Genomic DNA, 17,815 nt, shown 5'->3' with positions numbered 1-17,815 from the left:
GCTTGTATCATTCCCAAATCTAAATAGACGTTTTCAAGCTACTCTATTTCATTTCTTAATCTGCTGCAAAACTAATTTTATTTAGCTAAAAAAGCTTTAATTTCTTCAGATTGAAGCCTTTAGTTTTAACAGGAGTAAATAGTCTATTAGTTAGCTAAGGAAGAAAATGAAGCAGAAAAACTCCTGACTTTGCCAGTTATGTTGGGTTAAATGAGTAACCAATGACCTGCCAAAGCCAGGGGTAGTCGGTGTCGTTCGCTCAGTTATGAGTTAACCCCATAATAGGGAGTTTATTAGTAGAACTCTTCATAGGATTAGCCTAATTTTATCAGTGAGATGGAAGTGTAAATTGTTACAAGCAAGAAAGCTTTTTCATTCAATTCGCGCTTAAAAGCGGTTGACAGATTGACCACTGTACCTTAAAAGATGACGAAAAAGCAGAAATAGGTATCCCGTCATCAAGCTGGCTAGCATCCTCTCATTGCTGCTTTACTTTCTTTTCATGATTTAATTCAGCAGAACAACGATTGGGATCACCAGTAAGCGGAGGAACTGGAAATAGCAAAGCAAAATGAGCAGAGATAACCCAGCTTCGCGGAACTTTACTTTCAAAAAGAATCAGGTGCAGCAAACCGATCGGCCGAATACCCTCTAAAATGGATCGGATTTTAATGATGACCCTGGCACAATTGCTATGCCCCGCCGTAACGATCTCCGTAAGATTCTGCTAATTGGTTCTGGTCCGATTGTGATTGGTCAAGCCTCTGAGTTTGACTATTCAGGAACACAAGCCTGTAAAGCCTTGCGCGAAGAGGGCTATGAGGTGGTGCTGGTCAACTCTAACCCAGCCACGATCATGACCGACCCGGAAACTGCCGATCGCACCTATATTGAGCCGCTTACGCCAGAAATTCTGGAAAAAATTATTGAGCAGGAGCGACCGGACGCAATTCTACCCACGATGGGTGGTCAAACCGCTTTAAACCTGGCAGTATCGTTAGCTAAAAACGGAACCCTTGATCGCTACAAAGTCGAACTAATCGGGGCAAAGCTTCCGGCGATCGAAATGGCGGAGGATCGCAAGCTATTTAAAGAAGCAATGGAGCGGATTGGGGTCGAGGTGTGTCCTTCAGGTCTGGCAAATACACTGCCAGAAGCCCGTGCAATCGGGCAGCAAATTGGTTCCTATCCCTTAATTATTCGTCCGGCGTTTACTCTGGGCGGCACGGGCGGGGGGATCGCCTACAACCAGGAGGAATTTGAAGAGATTGCTCAGTCGGGAATTGATGCGAGTCCGGTTTCGCAGATTTTGATCGAAAAATCGCTGCTGGGCTGGAAGGAATATGAGCTAGAGGTCATGCGCGATCTGGCAGATAACGTAGTGATTATCTGTTCGATCGAAAACCTTGACCCCATGGGAGTTCACACGGGGGATTCGATTACCGTTGCGCCTGCACAAACCTTAACGGATAAGGAATATCAGCGTTTGCGGGATGCCTCGATTAAGATTATTCGCGAAATTGGCGTGGAAACAGGTGGCTCCAACATTCAGTTTGCCGTTAATCCTGAAGACGGAGCTGTGGTGGTGATCGAAATGAATCCGCGGGTGTCTCGTAGTTCTGCCCTGGCTTCTAAAGCAACCGGATTTCCGATCGCTAAAATGGCAGCCAAACTTGCCGTTGGCTATACGCTTGATGAAATTCCCAACGACATTACCAAGAAAACTCCTGCCAGCTTTGAACCCACGATCGATTACGTGGTAACGAAAATTCCCCGTTTCGCCTTTGAAAAATTCCCCGGTTCTCAGGCAGTTCTGACGACGCAGATGAAATCTGTGGGCGAAGCAATGGCGATCGGTCGCACCTTCCATGAGTCGTTTCAAAAGGCACTGCGATCGCTAGAAACCGGACGGGCAGGCTGGGGCTGCGATAAAGCCGAAAAACTGCCGAGCCTAGAGCAAATTCGCGCCGGACTTCGTACCCCGAACCCAGAACGCATTTTCACCGTGCGCCACGCGATGCTGATGGGCATGACCGTCGAGGAAATTTATGAGCTAACGGCGATCGATCCCTGGTTTCTCGACAAAATGCAGCAATTGCTCGACACTGAGAAATTCCTGAAGAAAACGCCGCTTGATAAATTGGCCCGTGAACAGCTTTACGCCGTGAAGCAGCAGGGCTTTAGCGATCGACAAATCGCTTACGCAACTAAGACAACCGAAGATGAAGTTCGCTCCTACCGCAAATCTTTGGGCGTGATCCCGGTTTACAAAACGGTTGATACCTGCGCGGCAGAATTTGAGGCATTTACGCCCTACTACTATTCCACCTACGAGTCAGAAGTTCTGTTGCTGGGTGAAGAACAGGAAATTGATAAGACGGTTGAATCAGAAGTCTTGCCGTCGCAAAAGCGTAAGGTAATGATTCTGGGTGGCGGACCGAACCGCATCGGTCAGGGCATTGAGTTTGATTACTGCTGCTGTCATGCTTCCTTTGCGCTGCAGGCAGACGGATTTGAGACGATTATGGTGAACTCTAACCCAGAAACAGTCTCAACCGACTATGACACGAGCGATCGGCTTTACTTTGAGCCATTGACTAAAGAAGATGTGCTCAACGTCATCGAAGCCGAGCAGCCCGAAGGCATCATTATTCAATTTGGAGGACAAACGCCGCTCAAGCTGGCAGTGCCCCTGAAGCAATCCCTGCAAACCCTCAACACCAAAATCTGGGGAACTTCGCCCGATTCGATCGACATTGCCGAGGACCGTGAGAAGTTTGAAAAGATTTTGCGCGAGCTGGAGATTAAGCAGCCCCCCAACGGCCTTGCCCGCAGCTATGAAGAAGCAGTGCAGGTGGCTCAGCGCGTTGACTACCCGGTGGTCGTGCGTCCGAGCTACGTGCTAGGCGGTCGGGCAATGGAAATTGTTTACTCCAACGAAGAACTCGATCGCTACATGACCTATGCAGTGCAGATTGAGCCAGATCACCCCATCCTGATCGACAAGTTCCTGGAAAATGCGATCGAAGTGGATGTGGATGCAATCGCTGACCACACCGGGCGGGTCGTGATTGGTGGTGTAATGGAACACATTGAGCAGGCAGGCATTCACTCTGGTGACTCGGCTTGCTCAATTCCAACCATTTCGCTGTCTGAGGCAGTGCTGGAAACGATTCATACCTGGACGGTGCAGCTTGCAAAAGCCCTGAACGTCGTTGGACTAATGAACATTCAGTTTGCAGTTCAGGGGGAACAGGTTTATATTCTGGAGGCAAATCCGCGGGCGTCTCGCACCGTTCCGTTTGTCTCGAAGGCGATCGGCGTACCCCTGGCAAAAATGGCTTCCCGAGTTATGGCGGGGATGACGCTTGAATCGTTGGGCTTTACCGAAGAGATCATTCCCAAACACATTGCGGTAAAAGAAGCCGTTCTTCCGTTCTCGAAGTTTCCCGGCACAGACATTATTCTGGGGCCAGAAATGCGATCGACCGGAGAGGTGATGGGCATTGATACAAACTTCGGCACTGCTTTTGCTAAAGCAGAATTAGCCGCCTCCCAAGAGCTTCCGCTTAGTGGAACGGTGTTTGTCTCTATGAACGATCGCGAAAAGCTAGCTGCGGTTCCGGTCGTCAAAGATCTGATTGAACTGGGCTTCAAGATTATTGCAACGGCAGGAACGCGCAAAGTTCTGCAAGAACACGGGCTGGATGTTGATCTGGTGCTTAAACTGCACGAGGGCCGTCCTCATGTGCTGGACTCGATTAAAAACCAGCAGGTGCAGCTCATTATCAACACTCCGATTGGCGAAACTGCTCAGCAGGACGATCGCGTGATTCGCCGCACTGCGCTTTCGTATAAAATTCCGATTGTCACCACGATCGCGGGAGCAACGGCAACGGCAGCCGCAATTCGATCGCTTCAGTCAGAAACCTTGCATGTAAGAGCATTGCAGGACTATATGAAGCAGGACTATATGAAGCAGGACTGTATAAAACAGTAGAAGGGGGAACCCGGCAGCAGAACAGCGAGGTAAGGCAGGGCATACCTCAGGCCCTTGTTGAGCAAAAGCACAAGTGCAAGCAACCGGAGATAGCTTTGAAGGTCGTGGGGGCAATTTGCCCCTATTCACGGCTTTGGCTTTTCCTCAAGCTTTCGCTTGGTCTCACAGTTCTACTTGCACAAGGCTACTGTGCAGAAATCATTGCTTCTGGAGATGGTGGGGCTGAAGTTTCCAGAACTGCGCCAAATAAAGCTGCCAGTTTTCTTGCTTCGATCGCAACATCGTGCTGGAATGCAACTTGTTCTGCCCCTGCCTGCCCCATTTTCTGTAATACTTCTGGAGGAGATTGCAGTACAGCTCGAATTGCTGCCGTAAGAGCTTCTACAGAACCCGCAGGTACAAGCCAACCGCTGACTTCAGGTATTACTAATTCAGGGATTCCGGCAATGTAAGTGCTGATCACAGGGCGATGCAGTGCCAAAGCTTCCATGATTGCCACAGGTAGCCCTTCAGAGAAACTGGGCAGCACAAAGGCACGGGATGCCAGGACTTCCTGACGCACGGAGGAGTTGCTCATCCACCCAGCGATCTCAACGTAATTTTTCAGATTCGATCGCGCAATCAACTCTTCAATCTGTTGCCGTAAAGCTCCGTCTCCCACTAAAACCAGTTTCAGCGAAACTCCTTCTGATACGAGTTGGCGAACGGCTTCAACCAGCAGTAATTGTCCTTTGTCTTCGCACAAACGCCCAACACACACCAGGCGAGGCTCCAATGGAGTTGGCGTTGCAGGCTGAGCCAGAAAGTCTCGATCGACTCCACAATGAACCACAAAAATTTTCGACCATTGCGACTGAGCGCACCAGCGAAATAGCTGACTTTTGCCAAACGAACTTACTGTCACCACGAAAGCCGAGCGTTTGATCTTCTCCACGATCGAGAGTGCGGCGATCGTGTCAAACTCTTCGGGACCGTGAATCGTAAAACTGTAGGGCGGACCGCCGATCGCAGCGCACAGCATCGCTACGGTGGTTGAGTTTGTTCCAAAATGGGCGTGAACGTGCTGAACTCCCGCTTCGGCAAACCATTGCAGTAAAATACAGGCTTCTAACCAGTAGATCAGATGGCGAAGGATGCCGCGATCGGAGGCTCGACCCAGCTTCCAGGCTAATCTCAATCCCCCCAAGACCCCGATCGGCTTTGTGAGTAGGGTCCGAAGCAAGCTGAGCAGCAGGGTGAGCCGATTTTCTTCCAGGAGCGTTCGGGTGAGTTCTGCTTCCTTTTGGTCGAGCGGATCAACGAGTTCTGCTTGGCACGATCGAATCGAGTATCGCAAAACCTCAATTCCACAGGCTTCAACTCCCGCAATTTCGCGCCGAATAAAGCTGTGGCTCACCTTGGGATACTGATTTACGAGGTAGGCAATCCTGAGGGGTGCTCCCATATTTTTCACTAAATTAGTATTTGCTGACGGTGTTCATGCTGGGTCAAAACAGGATGCCGTAAATCGGTTACTACATTGGTTTTCACTCAGGTTGTCCTGTCAAGAGAGCCAAGCTAAAAATTATTGCTGCTGTGCCAGTACCCTTCTAGCAACAGACCGTTGATGGCTTGTAGGAGAGCGGAGCTTTTCGGGCTTCAGCACTAGACCCGCAACCCCTCCGATCGCCAGCACATAGATTGGATTCAAGAGCGCGTTGAACAAACTATCCACCATATATAGACTAATCACGACTAGTAAAGCAGCCGTTGGAGCAACTTTGGGATGTGACCACAATCGAGCCGGATAGCGCAGCCAAGTTAGGGCAGTCACAGGTAAGAGCATCGAGAGCGTCATACTGGCTAATCCAACGGTTCCGTGATGCCCAAAGGCAATAATCCACAAACTATCCTGAACGGTCATCTTGCCATAATTGTCGATTGGTACGCGGGCGCGTCCCCAGCCACCCCAGCCAAACCAGATCCGCTCTCTGGCTTTGTCGGTGAGAAGCTCTTCATTATTGAATCGAAATTCGAGCGACTGAACTCGATCGGGCGGCAGAAAGCCTGAGAGTGCTTCAATAATTTGATCTGTTACATAAGCTGCAGACTCCGCATTGACAAGGAGATAGCCACAAATCAGTGCGGATAGGGCATAAAGAGGCAGGGCAGTGCGAAAATAGCGCGACGAAACGAGTAAGCCGAGTCCTGCCACTAAAAGAAAATAGGCTCCGGTCGAGCGCATTAAAACAAACGTGACAAACAGTGCACCAATCAGCCAATCCATCGGAATGCCCCAAAGCTGCTTCAGCGTGCCCGATCGCCAGAGCCAGATGCCAATCAGCGTTGCTGCCATCATGAACGCAGCTACGGTTAGACCATGCCGCATAAACACGAGCGGTCGAAATCCGCCCAAACGCATTGCCTGTCCAAAATCTGCAAACGCGATATCACCGTAAATGATTCTATGGAGCTGAGGACTCATGCGCGACTCGAATAGGCACAGCGGGGCGTAAACCAGACCACCCACAAAAAGCCCGATCGCAAGTTGCTTTAGCCCGGTCAAACTGTTTAGATAGATCCGTCCCAAAAAGTAAGGAATACCCCAGGTCACGGTTTGATCCAGAACTGCTGCCACGCCGTCGTAGGGTCCTAGCTCGTTCGTCATGGAAGAGATAAACGGGCAAAGACACCAGATTGCCATTGGCAAATCGACCCAGCCAAACCGGAATGAGCTAAAGCGACCAACATCAAAAATAAAAGTTGCCAGCAGCACTCCATAACACGTTGCTGACATCTTAGTGTAGTCAGGCAGCCCCGGCAGAGTTAGCGATGCTTCAGGAAGAAACATCCAGGCAGTGAGGAAGCTAATCACAACTGCCTTTTGCGCCGGAAAGCGAGTGAAGAGATACAGCACGATCGGAATCCAGGCAAACATGACGAGCGGGACAGTGAGGGCAACGTGCCCGCCCGGATTATAAGTTAGCGTAAGCTCCATATCGGTTTCTCCATCACTGCTAGTCGCTCACTACCTAAAGATTTCTTGCACTTGTGTCCTAAAATCTCGTGTCCTAAAATCATTTATTCACTCATTGTTTCAATGCAACAGGCTCTCTGCCTGAGAGGATTTAGGTTGCGAGGTTCGATTCGGCACGGTCTGATGTTTCATGCTGTGATTTAGTGCGGCTTCAAATCGATCGGTTGCATCCTCCCAGGTATAATCAACAGATTTTTGGTATGCTGCATTCGACAGCAGTTGCCATTCTGCATCTGACATTTGACAAACCGCAATAATTGCCTCTGCCATTGCTTCTGGGCTGTTATGGGGAACGAGTAATCCTGCACCGTCTGCCAGCAGTTCTGGTGCGGCTCCGGCTGGCGTACCAATGACCGGAGTCCGGCAAGCCATTGCTTCTAAAATTGGCAGACCAAAGCCCTCGGTGCAGCTCCCAAACAGCCAGGCATCGCACCCAGCATAGTGATCACGCAGCTCGTCCTGAGTCGGTTTGTAGGTAAAGGTCACTTTTGCAGGTGGGATTCGTTCTGCGGGTAGCTTTGACTCGCCAAATGCTAGCAGTCTCAGTTGTGAAACTTTGCTGGCCGCAATTTTAAACGCTTCAAGCACCAGGTCTGAACGCTTCCAAGGCGTTGTGGAGTAAATCATGCCAACGGTTGGAACAGATTGCTTGTGGCGCGGGGGAGCGTAAAACTGCCTTGAATCTACGCTGTTGGGCACAAGCGAAACGCTGCTATTGCCGTACCGATCGCGCATCAAATCTTGTAGCCACCGCGCTACCACAATTTTTTGGAGAGGCAGGGAGTATGTGGATACAGCTTCTGCTTGAGGCAAGTAGTCAAAAACTTCATGATGCTGAATGAAGTGAATCTTGGCGCCCTTAGCCGGAGAAAACTTTGCAACCCAATGAGCCGTCTCCCACCAGGTTGCAATTACAACATCTGCATCAGACACATCTTCATCCTGGACTGGACGAAACCGTTCGAGCAGCTTACAAGTCACGCCGATGTTGTCAAAATGGGACGGCGGTTTTCTAGCTGGAATCAAACCTTTTCCGGCTAGCACTGAGCGAACCTGATCGCGGAGCGTCGGAATTTTAGAAGGGCGAGAAACAACAGATACTTCATGTCCGCGCTCCTGAAGCTTTTTTGCATAGGTTGCAATCACCCGGTCACCGCCCGCAAGCGACAGCCCACCCATCACAAAGGTAATCTTCATCTATTCCCTCTTATCCGCATCAGTGGTTGAACAATTGACTCGTCTTCTGGGCGGCGGCGCAATGAGAATTGAATTCAGTTTGTCGCTGCACCCCCGCCACTTGTCATTCATCAATGCCAGAGCCTTACAAACCAATCAAGTTATAAACCAAAGAAGGAGCGTACTCCAAACATAATGGTCAGGGTGGTCAAAAAGACAGCCGTAGCGAGGATATCTTGCCGGAAGGCACTAATCTGTTCGCGCCATAGTGCATAGCTAACCAGAATCCAGATCGGAATGTTGCTGACCGCAACGCTGACTACAGCTCCCACAGCTCCATAAAGCGAGAAGCCAATTGGAATGCCAATGGCATAAAAAAGGAAACTGAGAAAAGAACCAAAGGCGTTATATCTCGGTTTTCCGATCGCGAACAGAACTGGATCGATCGTCTGGGTCAGCATGAGGGGCCAGGTTCCCAGTGAAATCAGGGGAAGCATCCAACCTGCTGCCGCGTAGCGATCGTCGTAGAGAAAGCTGACCAGCAAATTCCCAAAGCTAATGAATATTGCCAGCCCCACTGCCAGAACGAGCAAAATCGGCTGACGATTTCGCAAAATCTTCTGCCGAAATTCAGAGCGGGGTAGCTCAGTCATTCTGGAGTAGGTCGGAAAGATCACTTTATTACTGACTGCCAGCAGCAACGATCGCGGCATATCTGCTAGCGCAAAGGCAATGCCATAAACGCCCAGCATTTCAAGGCTAAACAGCTTACCCAGGATCAACCGATCGGATTGGTTTGCTAGAAAAGTCATCACGGTGGAAATAAAGATCCACTTGCCAAAGCCAATCAGCTCTCTAACTGCACTGCGATCCCATGTCAGGCGATTGGGTTTACCTTTGTTGAGCTGGTGACTCCGAATGAGATGAAATATCGAGGAACTAAGACTACCCCCTACCAATGCCCAGACTGAAGGATAAAGCACCGCCCAGATGAGCATCACGGCTAATGAAATGACCTGCCCTGACAACTCGTAGATTGCAAGCTGCTTAACGGACAAATGGCGATTGAGGGTGAAAATGGCGGTTGAGTTGAAACCTCCGAGAGCCGAGCTTAGCCCAACGATCGGTAGCAGCAAAGCAAGACGCGGCTCGTTGTAAATTTGGGAAGCTGGAAAAGCAAGAACTAGACAGCCTAACCACAGCAGAAAACCGCGGATGATTTGCATCGTCCAGGCAGTATTCAAAAAGTCAGGCTCGTCGCCTCGCTTATTCTGAACAATGCTGGTATGGATTCCCAAGTCTGAGAATAGAACTAAGCCAGTAATAAAGACATATACCAGGCTCATCAGCCCAAACAGCTCCGGCAAAAGCAGGCGGGTGAGGATAACGTTGCTACCAAAGCGTAGCAGTTGACTGATTCCGTAGGCGGTAACCGTCCAGATCGCCCCCCGAATTGCCTGCTTTTTAATCGAGTTCGTGCTAAGGGATGCCATAGTAATACTTCTATAAGTCTGATCGGGCAGGTAGCTTGCTTTTTGAGGAACCAATACTCCTTCGCCAAATTTAGGCAAAATGAGAGCTTTAACAGCGACCTATCGGAAGACCAGTGACAATCAGCTAATACCGCGAATGGCATCCGCAGCGAACGAGTTAAGACTCAGAATGAGACAAAACCGTCGCTTTTAAATGTCAAAGCGCAGGGACTTGCTGAATGTCTTGGATTACTAGTTCCTTAACTTATGAAATCCCAAAAGCGTGATTCTGACGATCGATTTTCAGTAGCTTTACTTTTTCTTGTTAGGAAACGGTGATTGTTTAGGGGATCGATAAAGCAATATTTATGTTCTGTTCGCAATTTAACCGTGCTTTCCCAGCCGGGCGCAGGAAAAGCAAAGTCAGTAAATTTACCAATCCTAAATTAGGGATAGAAGCTGAGTTGAGGAAGTCCGAGCGTTTCTTCCCAGCCCATCATCAAGTTAAGGCACTGAATTGCCTGCCCTGCCTGCCCTTTCAGCAAGTTGTCGATTGCAGATATCACAATCACGCGATCGGTACGAGGATCAACCTCAATGCCGATATAGCAAAGATTTGTACCGCACGCCCATTTAGTTTGCGGGTAGACTCCACTGGGCAGCACCCGCACCCAGGGAGAGGAACGATAAAACGCCTGATAAATCGTAATCAGGTCATCCCGCACGAGTCCTGGATCGCGCAGGGTTGAGTAGACCGTCGCCAAAATTCCTCTCACCATCGGAATGAGGTGCGGCGTGAACTGAATGAGAACCTCGTGCCCTGCCAGATCACTGCAAACCTGCTCAATTTCCGGGGTATGGCGATGCCGCCCCACGTTATAAGCTCCCAGCGATTGATCGGCTTCTGCCAGCAGCAAATTAGTTTTGGCTTGTCGCCCGCCGCCGGATGTGCCTGATTTTGCGTCGATAATGGCAGACTCCGGCACGACTAACCCCTGCTTTAGGAGTGGTGACAGTGCCAGCAGGCTTGCGGTGGGATAACACCCCGGACAGCCCACAAGCTGCGCGTCGGCAATGCGATCGCGATACAGTTCGGGCAGCCCATACACCGCCGTTTCAGCAATGTCTCGATCGGTACGCTGCCTGCCGTACCAGGTTTCATAGGTATCCAGATTGCTAAAGCGATAGTCTGCCGATAAATCCAGCACTTTGCAGCCTTTTGCAAGCAGCGCAGGAGCCATCTCACAGGCTAGACCATTGGGCAGCGACAGAAAGACGACTCGACAGCGATTGCCAATTTCGTCCAGGTCGATCGGCTCGATCATCAGCTTCGTGTAGTGTCCTAGATGAGGATACAGCTCTGAGAACGGTTTACCCGCGCTGCTTTCCCCACCCAGATAAACCAGTTCCAGCTTGGGATGATCAGCCAACAACCGCACGAGCTGAACGCCCCCATAGCCCGATGCGCCGATAATGCCAACGGGTATCCGTTCTGAATCCCCCATGATGCTCTGTTACTCCAAATTTAAGAGAAATACAATTTGGTAAAAATACAATAGGGTAACTCGATAAGCTACGTCTATCAAAAGCAAAATTTTAGTCTGAATCCGGTTTCGTTGCCGAAAAACAAAAAGGCAAATTCGCACTACTGCTGCTTACAATACGAGCCGGCTGTATTTGGCTTGATTAACCCGACTGACTCAGGGGATGTGCAAGTTGGCAACTTAGATCTCAGCAGCTCAAACTTTAGCAGCCTAGACGATAGGGATTTCTCGCAGGGTTGGCACTCTGCTTGCCCCAATTGGACGGAGAAGAGGCCTATCCCATAAGAGAATTACACAGAAATTGAAAGAGCTGCACGGGGTGTTACTGGAGATCGGCGATCGTACTGGCTGAACTGAATTAAATAAATTTAACATTAGAGTATAGAGGTGAGCCTGCAAATTGGGGAAAGCGATACAAAAGGACTGCTGTACGATTTTCATTGGCAGCCTCCCCTGTACTCATCAACTAATGACTGAATTCATTCAAAATTGGGGCGATTAATGGTGGAACCGCTACATGGGCAAGAGCATTCTTTTTCAGGTTCAGACACGGCGTTTCAGTTTGATTCGATCGAGGCGGCTCTGGCAGATCTGAAGGCAGGACGATCGATCGTTGTGGTAGACGATGAAAACCGCGAAAACGAAGGCGACATTATTTGTGCGGCTCAGTTTGCCACACCGGACATGATTAACTTCATGGCGGTTGAAGCACGAGGATTGATTTGCTTGGCAATGACGGGCGATCGGCTAGATGAGCTAGATCTGCCCCTGATGGTGAGTAGCCGTACCTTTGAAGACAGCAACGAACAAACCGCTTTTACCGTCAGCATCGACGGAGCGTTGCATTTGGGAGTTTCGACAGGCATTTCGGCAGACGATCGCGCCCGTACCATTCAGCTTGCGATTAATCCAAATACGAAACCGGAGGATCTGCGTCGTCCCGGTCACATTTTTCCGCTGAGGGCAAAAGAGGGCGGCGTTTTGAAGCGGGCAGGGCACACCGAAGCGGGCGTTGATCTGGCGCGGCTGGCAGGACTGTATCCGGCAGGGGTGATTTGCGAGATCCAGAATCCGGATGGCTCAATGGCGCGATTGCCGCAGCTGATCGACTATGCTCAGCATCACCAGCTCAAAATTATCAGCATTGCGGATTTAATTAGCTATCGGCTCCAGCATGAGCGGTTTGTGCAGCGGGAGGCTGTTGCCGAGCTACCCACTCAGTTCGGGCATTTTCAGGTGTATGCCTACCGGAATCAGCTCGATAACTCAGAGCATTTGGCGATCGTGAAAGGCGACCCAGCGACCTTTAAAGACAAGACCGTGATGGTGCGGGTTCACTCGGAATGCCTGACCGGAGACGCGCTTGGCTCCCTACGATGTGATTGTCGGATGCAGCTTCAGGCTGCCCTAAAAATGATCGAGAATGCAGGCGAGGGCGTAGTCGTTTATCTGCGGCAAGAGGGTCGTGGAATCGGGCTAGTCAACAAGCTCAAGGCATACTCGCTGCAAGACATGGGGCTGGATACGGTTGAGGCAAACGAAAAGTTGGGATTCCCTGCCGATCAGCGAAATTACGGCATTGGCGCACAGATTCTTAATGATGTGAAAGTGCAGAAGTTTAGCCTGATTACCAATAATCCGCGCAAGATTGCCGGATTGAAGGGCTACGACTTAGAGATGGTCGATCGGGTGCCGCTGCTCATTGAGGCAACGACCTACAATGCTGATTACCTGGCAACCAAAGCCGAAAAGCTAGGACATTTGCTGCTAAGAACTTATCTGGTCACGGTGGCGATTCAGTGGCAGGACGATTCTTCGATCGGAGACACTTCGACCCATCGCCTTTCTGTTACCGATCGCTATGAGCGACTGGAAAAAATTCGTGCCTTGACGCAAAGTCAGGATTTGTTGCTGCAAGAAGAAGCCCGCTCGCTGGCGATCGCCCTCTTTGGGAATTCATCGCTGATTTTTCATCTGGGCTTTGACCAGGTCGATCTGTCTCCTCCAAACTGGTATCAGCAGCCAGATCACCCTTATGTCAAAGCGATCGGCAAAATTCTAGATGAGCTAACAGGCTGGCGATCGGTCAAGCAGCTTGAATTCCTGATTGCCACAGGACAAGATCCGCTTAGCAACCTTCAGGTAAAGCTCGACCGTCAAATTTTCCGCCTCGATCGGGCACATCCTGAAACTAACGTGATGCCGTCGCAGGTCTGCAAGCAGCTTGAGACTCAGCGAATTTTTGTGTTTTCAGAGCATCCGGTGATCGATTAAAGGATAGTGCGGGTTTTGCTCCCCGTGTTCATTCTGGCAACTGCGATCGTTCGTGCTCTGATGCTGTCTGGATTTGAGCGATTAAACGAGGACTAGGCAACATTGATCGATCGGGCGGTTTCGCTGGCGGCGAGGACTTCTTGGCGTGCCCAGCGATCGGCTTCCAGAATATCCTCCAGCGTTGGGGCGGAGCGGTGGTGTGACTGGTGACGATCGCACACCGTTTCGATTAGGTGGGGGATGTCGAGGAAGCGAATTTTTTCTTCCAGGAATAGCGCGACTGCCTGTTCGTTTGCCGCATTTAGGACTGCTGGCATGCTTCCGCCCGATCGCCCGGCTGCATAGGCAAGTTGCATACAGGGGTATTTCTCGTGATCGGGAGCGCGGAAGGTGAGGCTGCCTGCTTTCACAAGGTCGAGCCGTTCCCAGTCGGTGTAGATTCGCTCTGGGTAGGAGAGGGCATAAAGCAGGGGCAAGCGCATATCTGCCCAGCCCAACTGTGCCAGCACCGAGGTGTCTTGAAGCTCGATCAGCGAGTGGATAATGCTTTGCGGATGGATGACGATCTCAATGCCGTCATAGTCCATGCCAAACAGATAGTGTGCTTCGATCACTTCTAAGCCTTTGTTCATCAGGGTGGCAGAGTCAATCGTGATTTTGCGTCCCATCGTCCAGTTTGGGTGCTTCAGCGCGTCTGCAACTGTCACTGAAGTCAGCTTTTCGACAGGCAGATCGCGGAATGCTCCACCGGAAGCCGTCAGCAGAATTTTTCGCAGTCCGCCAACCGGAATGCCCTGAAGACACTGGAAGATTGCTGAATGCTCGGAGTCTGCCGGAAGCAGTTTGACCCCATGCTTTTCAACTAACGGCAATACTACAGGACCGCCTGCGATCAGGGTTTCTTTGTTCGCTAGCGCAATGTCCTTCCCTGCCTGAATTGCAGCGATCGTTGGTAGTAAACCCGCACAGCCCACAATACCCGTGACGACTGCTTCTGAATCTCCGTACCGTGCCGCTTCCACGACTCCGGCTTCACCGCTCACCAGAATTGGCTGGGGATCGAGATCTGCAATCGCTTCCTTCAGGGTGGGCAAGTGTGCTGCGTTGCCGATCGCGACTATCTCTGGGCGAAATTGCCGCACCTGCTGCGCCAACAGCTCGACATTGTTTCCAGCCGCCAGCCCGACAATCCTAAACTGATCGGGATACTGCGCCACGATATCGAGAGTTTGAGTGCCAATAGATCCCGTTGATCCCAGGAGAGTAATTGCTTTCACGATCGGTTCACAATGAGCAGCAATCTAACTATAGGACGAGAGGGGATCGAAGCGAGAGAGGAGTCAGAGGATGTTTGAAACGTCATGAATGTCCTGCATTGCCCCCTAGATCCTCAATGAATGGGGAACTTTGAAACTTAAGCAGCTCTGGCTGCCCTGTAATGGGAGCGATTGAACGAGTAGGATGGGGTGTGCAGCATAACTTATATGCATTAGCCGGGATTCGAGGTTGCCTAGTAGGGCATTGTATTGGTGATGCGAATCGGTGTAGCGGCATTTTCGGGAGTCGCAGAAATAACCTGTCCGACAATTCGGCCGTCTGAATAGCCTGCGTTTTTCAAAGCCGCCAGACAGTCCCTCGCCTGATCGCCTGGTACGCTTGCTAATAGTCCACCTGAGGTTTGCGGATCACATAGCAGGGGGTAAAGGGGATGATGGACGGGTGGATTTTTGATGAAGCGACTCGCGCCAAAGTTTTGTGGGTGCAGTGAACTGAGAAAGCCTTGCTGCACTGTTTCTTTTGCGCCTTCTAGAATCGGCAGTGCGTTGAGGTCGAGATCGATCGCCACCCGAGAAGCATTAACCATTTCTATTAAATGTCCCAGTAGCCCAAAGCCAGTGATGTCCGTGCAGGCTGTTGTGTTGGATTGCCGTAGAGGTTCGATCGCAAATTGATTGGATAAACGCATCGAGTCGATCGCCCCTTCAATCCAGCGTCCTTTTGCCCGAAGCTGCATATTTGCCGCAAAAAGCGTTCCTGTTCCCAGAGGCTTGGTGAGAATCAGAGCCTGTCCGGGCTGCATCCCGCCTTTTTTCCAGAGCTGATCTGCTGTTGCTAAGCCGTTGCAGCTTAAGCCAAACGCTAGTTCTCCGCCTTCGATCGTGTGTCCGCCGATGAGCACGGCGTTTGCCTGGTGCAGCACTTCGATCGCCCCTGAAAGCACTTGATACAGCGTTTCTTCCTGCTTGGTAGTGGTTCCATAAGGAAGGGTGACGATCGCCAGCGCACTTTGAGGCATTGCCCCCATTGCAAACAGATCGCTCAGCGCATGATTTGCCGCAATTTGCCCGAAGATAAAGGGGTCACTGAGGAGCGATCGAAAGTAGTCTACGGTCTGCACCATAACCTGACCCGACGGAACACTAACCACCGCCGCATCATCGGGGGCATCGAGTCCAATCAAAATATCGGGGCGATTTAGAACGGGGGGACGCGATTGATTGATTCGGTTCAGAGCAAGCTGAAGCACCGAACTGCCTACTTTTGAGCCACACCCCGCGCAGTGCATCGAAGGAGGGACATCGGCAGCAAAAGGTTTCGCATCTATCGACATCATCGGTTCTAGACTCGTGAATTTCTCCATAAACCGTCGATCGATCGAATCTTTCCACTTCCAGAAAATTGGATGAGGACCAAAGCTGAGATTTCCACGGGAGGCAATTGCTGTTCGCTTTAACTGACCTGCTTCTGGAGAATCGCCCGTTCCTACCAGAATCAAAAATTCTTTTTGCGGTTTGAACGGCTGCGGATCTTTGCCCTGCAACACGCGCCGCAGATTATTTGCCAGAGGTTTGCCCTGTCGCACCGCAAACACGCCTGCTTTTGGACGGGGATGATTCACCATGCTCGCCACATCACCCGCTGCAAACACCTGAGGATGGGAGATCGATCGCAGCCGATCGTCTACCAGCAGGAAGCCGCGATCGTCTGTTTTCAGCCCAGAATCCGCTAGCCATGAAGCTGCCGAAGCTTGCGTCACCCAAAACACTTCTGTAACGGGGATCGTTAGACCAGATTCGCAGTGAATTTCTTTTAGCGTCTGGCTTGGCTGAGCTGGGGAATCAGGGGTTGAATTTGAGAGCGTTACACTGCCTCCTCTGTTCTCTTTTCTGCCTTCCAAACCTGGGGGACTTTGAGCAGGTACGGCCCGAATTTCACAGACTGTTTCGCTCAGGTGCAGGTGAATGCCTCGATCGCGCATCACACGCTCAAGTTGCCGTCCCAATCGAGGATGCCTTTCTGGGACAAGCCGATCGCCCTTATGGAACAAATGCAGTTCGGGAATCGAGGGCTGTCCAGATGTTTGTTGCATTTGCCGTAGCCGTGCCTGAAGTCCCAAGATTAGCTCCACGCCACCCGCTCCGCCACCGACCACTGCCAATCGCATTGAAGAATCAGACTGTTGCCCAATTCGCTCGATGACCTGATCCCATCGCTGCAAAAACTGAGAAATCGGCTTTACCGGAATCGCGTACTCCGCCGCCCCCGGAACTGTGACTGCGGCAGGCGTACTGCCAATATCGATTGACAAAAGATCAAAGGCGATCGGCGGACGATTCGCAAACAAAACGCAATTTTCTTTCAGGTCTAACCCAATGGCGCGATCAACAATCATCTGCCCCTGAGCCAACTCACAAAGCGGACGCAGATCGATATGGCATTCGTCGAACTGGTATGCCCCTGCGATATAACCCGGCAGCATTCCCGAATAGGGCGTATGCGACACATCAGCAATCAGCGTCAACTGCACTCCCGGAACCGGGTTCATGCCGAATTGTTTTAGGACGATCGCATGGCTATGCCCCCCGCCGATGAGTACGAGGTCTTTGAGGATTGGCGACGACTGCATCACAATTACAGAAACACGTCAGTCTCTACCGTAGCGTTGAATTCGGTGGGTGAGGGGGCGATCGGTGGGTGAGGAGATGGGAAGAGCTTTACAAGCTTGGGTAACTCAAAATTCTACAGTAATGACTCTGATGAGTTCTCTATATCCTGCTTAAACTTCTGCTGAATCTCATCCGGCAAAGTTTCCAACGTAAAAGGCTGTACCTCACCCTGATACAGGAGTTGCTTAATCACCTCATACTTAGAACTTAGCTCTTTATTAAGCTGCACCCAGAGCCGCAGCCCTTCTCGAACCCAAATTTTTAGTGCTTCTTCACTGGGAAAGCTGGAGTTATACGGATATTCATCTTCATAGGTGTTGTTATAAACTTCCTGCCATCCTAGAAGACGCTGGAGTGTTTCTTGCCTAATGGGAAGCTGAGCAGGG

Annotated in this window: 10 protein-coding genes; 2 read left to right on the top strand and 8 right to left on the bottom strand. The window is 50.7% G+C overall.

Features of this window, described 5'->3' with window-relative positions:
• The first annotated feature begins 694 nt into the window (after window positions 1-694).
• The gene (carB, locus tag H6F80_RS08865) at window positions 695-4,000 is read left to right on the top strand and encodes a carbamoyl-phosphate synthase large subunit (RefSeq protein ID WP_190791214.1); all 3,306 of its coding nucleotides are present in this window, start codon (window positions 695-697) and stop codon (window positions 3,998-4,000) included.
• 184 nt (window positions 4,001-4,184) lie between these two features.
• Here carB and H6F80_RS08860 read toward each other — a convergent pair whose 3' ends face one another.
• The 5 genes from H6F80_RS08860 to argC all read right to left on the bottom strand — a co-directional run bounded on the left by H6F80_RS08860 (window position 4,185) and on the right by argC (window position 11,169).
• Complete coding sequence (locus tag H6F80_RS08860; RefSeq protein WP_190791213.1) at window positions 4,185-5,444, bottom strand: glycosyltransferase; 1,260 nt, start codon at window positions 5,442-5,444, stop codon at window positions 4,185-4,187.
• A 120-nt stretch (window positions 5,445-5,564) separates the two neighbouring features.
• Window positions 5,565-6,977, bottom strand: coding sequence for an O-antigen ligase domain-containing protein (locus H6F80_RS08855; protein ID WP_190791212.1), 1,413 nt, complete (start codon window positions 6,975-6,977; stop codon window positions 5,565-5,567).
• A 99-nt stretch (window positions 6,978-7,076) separates the two neighbouring features.
• Window positions 7,077-8,213 (bottom strand): glycosyltransferase family 4 protein, encoded by a 1,137-nt coding sequence (locus H6F80_RS08850; RefSeq protein ID WP_190791211.1) that lies wholly within the window; start codon window positions 8,211-8,213, stop codon window positions 7,077-7,079.
• A 140-nt stretch (window positions 8,214-8,353) separates the two neighbouring features.
• Entirely contained in the window at window positions 8,354-9,685 is a 1,332-nt protein-coding gene (locus tag H6F80_RS08845; RefSeq protein ID WP_190791210.1) for an oligosaccharide flippase family protein, read from the bottom strand.
• Between the two features lie 425 nt (window positions 9,686-10,110).
• Window positions 10,111-11,169 carry an N-acetyl-gamma-glutamyl-phosphate reductase gene (gene argC, locus H6F80_RS08840; RefSeq protein ID WP_190791209.1) on the bottom strand — a complete coding sequence of 353 codons (1,059 nt, stop codon included), beginning with the start codon at window positions 11,167-11,169 and terminating at the stop codon, window positions 10,111-10,113.
• 540 nt (window positions 11,170-11,709) lie between these two features.
• On the opposite strand from argC, the gene ribBA reads away from it, so the two are divergent.
• Complete coding sequence (gene ribBA / locus H6F80_RS08835; protein WP_190791208.1) at window positions 11,710-13,482, top strand: bifunctional 3,4-dihydroxy-2-butanone-4-phosphate synthase/GTP cyclohydrolase II; 1,773 nt, start codon at window positions 11,710-11,712, stop codon at window positions 13,480-13,482.
• Between the two features lie 92 nt (window positions 13,483-13,574).
• On the opposite strand, the gene dxr is transcribed toward ribBA, so the two are convergent.
• From dxr to H6F80_RS08820, 3 genes are all read right to left on the bottom strand, one after another.
• Window positions 13,575-14,759 (bottom strand): 1-deoxy-D-xylulose-5-phosphate reductoisomerase, encoded by a 1,185-nt coding sequence (gene dxr / locus H6F80_RS08830; RefSeq protein WP_190791207.1) that lies wholly within the window; start codon window positions 14,757-14,759, stop codon window positions 13,575-13,577.
• A gap of 233 nt (window positions 14,760-14,992) precedes the next feature.
• Window positions 14,993-17,389, bottom strand: coding sequence for a selenide, water dikinase SelD (gene selD / locus H6F80_RS08825; RefSeq protein WP_190791206.1), 2,397 nt, complete (start codon window positions 17,387-17,389; stop codon window positions 14,993-14,995).
• 113 nt (window positions 17,390-17,502) lie between these two features.
• On the bottom strand, window positions 17,503-17,815 hold a 313-nt coding region (locus H6F80_RS08820; protein ID WP_190791205.1), incomplete at its 5' end, for an immunity protein CdiI family protein.

The organism is Leptolyngbya sp. FACHB-711, assembly GCF_014695615.1.
In the GTDB taxonomy this organism is placed as follows: Bacteria; Cyanobacteriota; Cyanobacteriia; order Elainellales; family Elainellaceae; genus Leptolyngbya_A.
The sequence above is the reverse complement of the archived record's forward strand: the minus strand, read 5'-3'. Positions and strand labels throughout refer to the sequence as shown.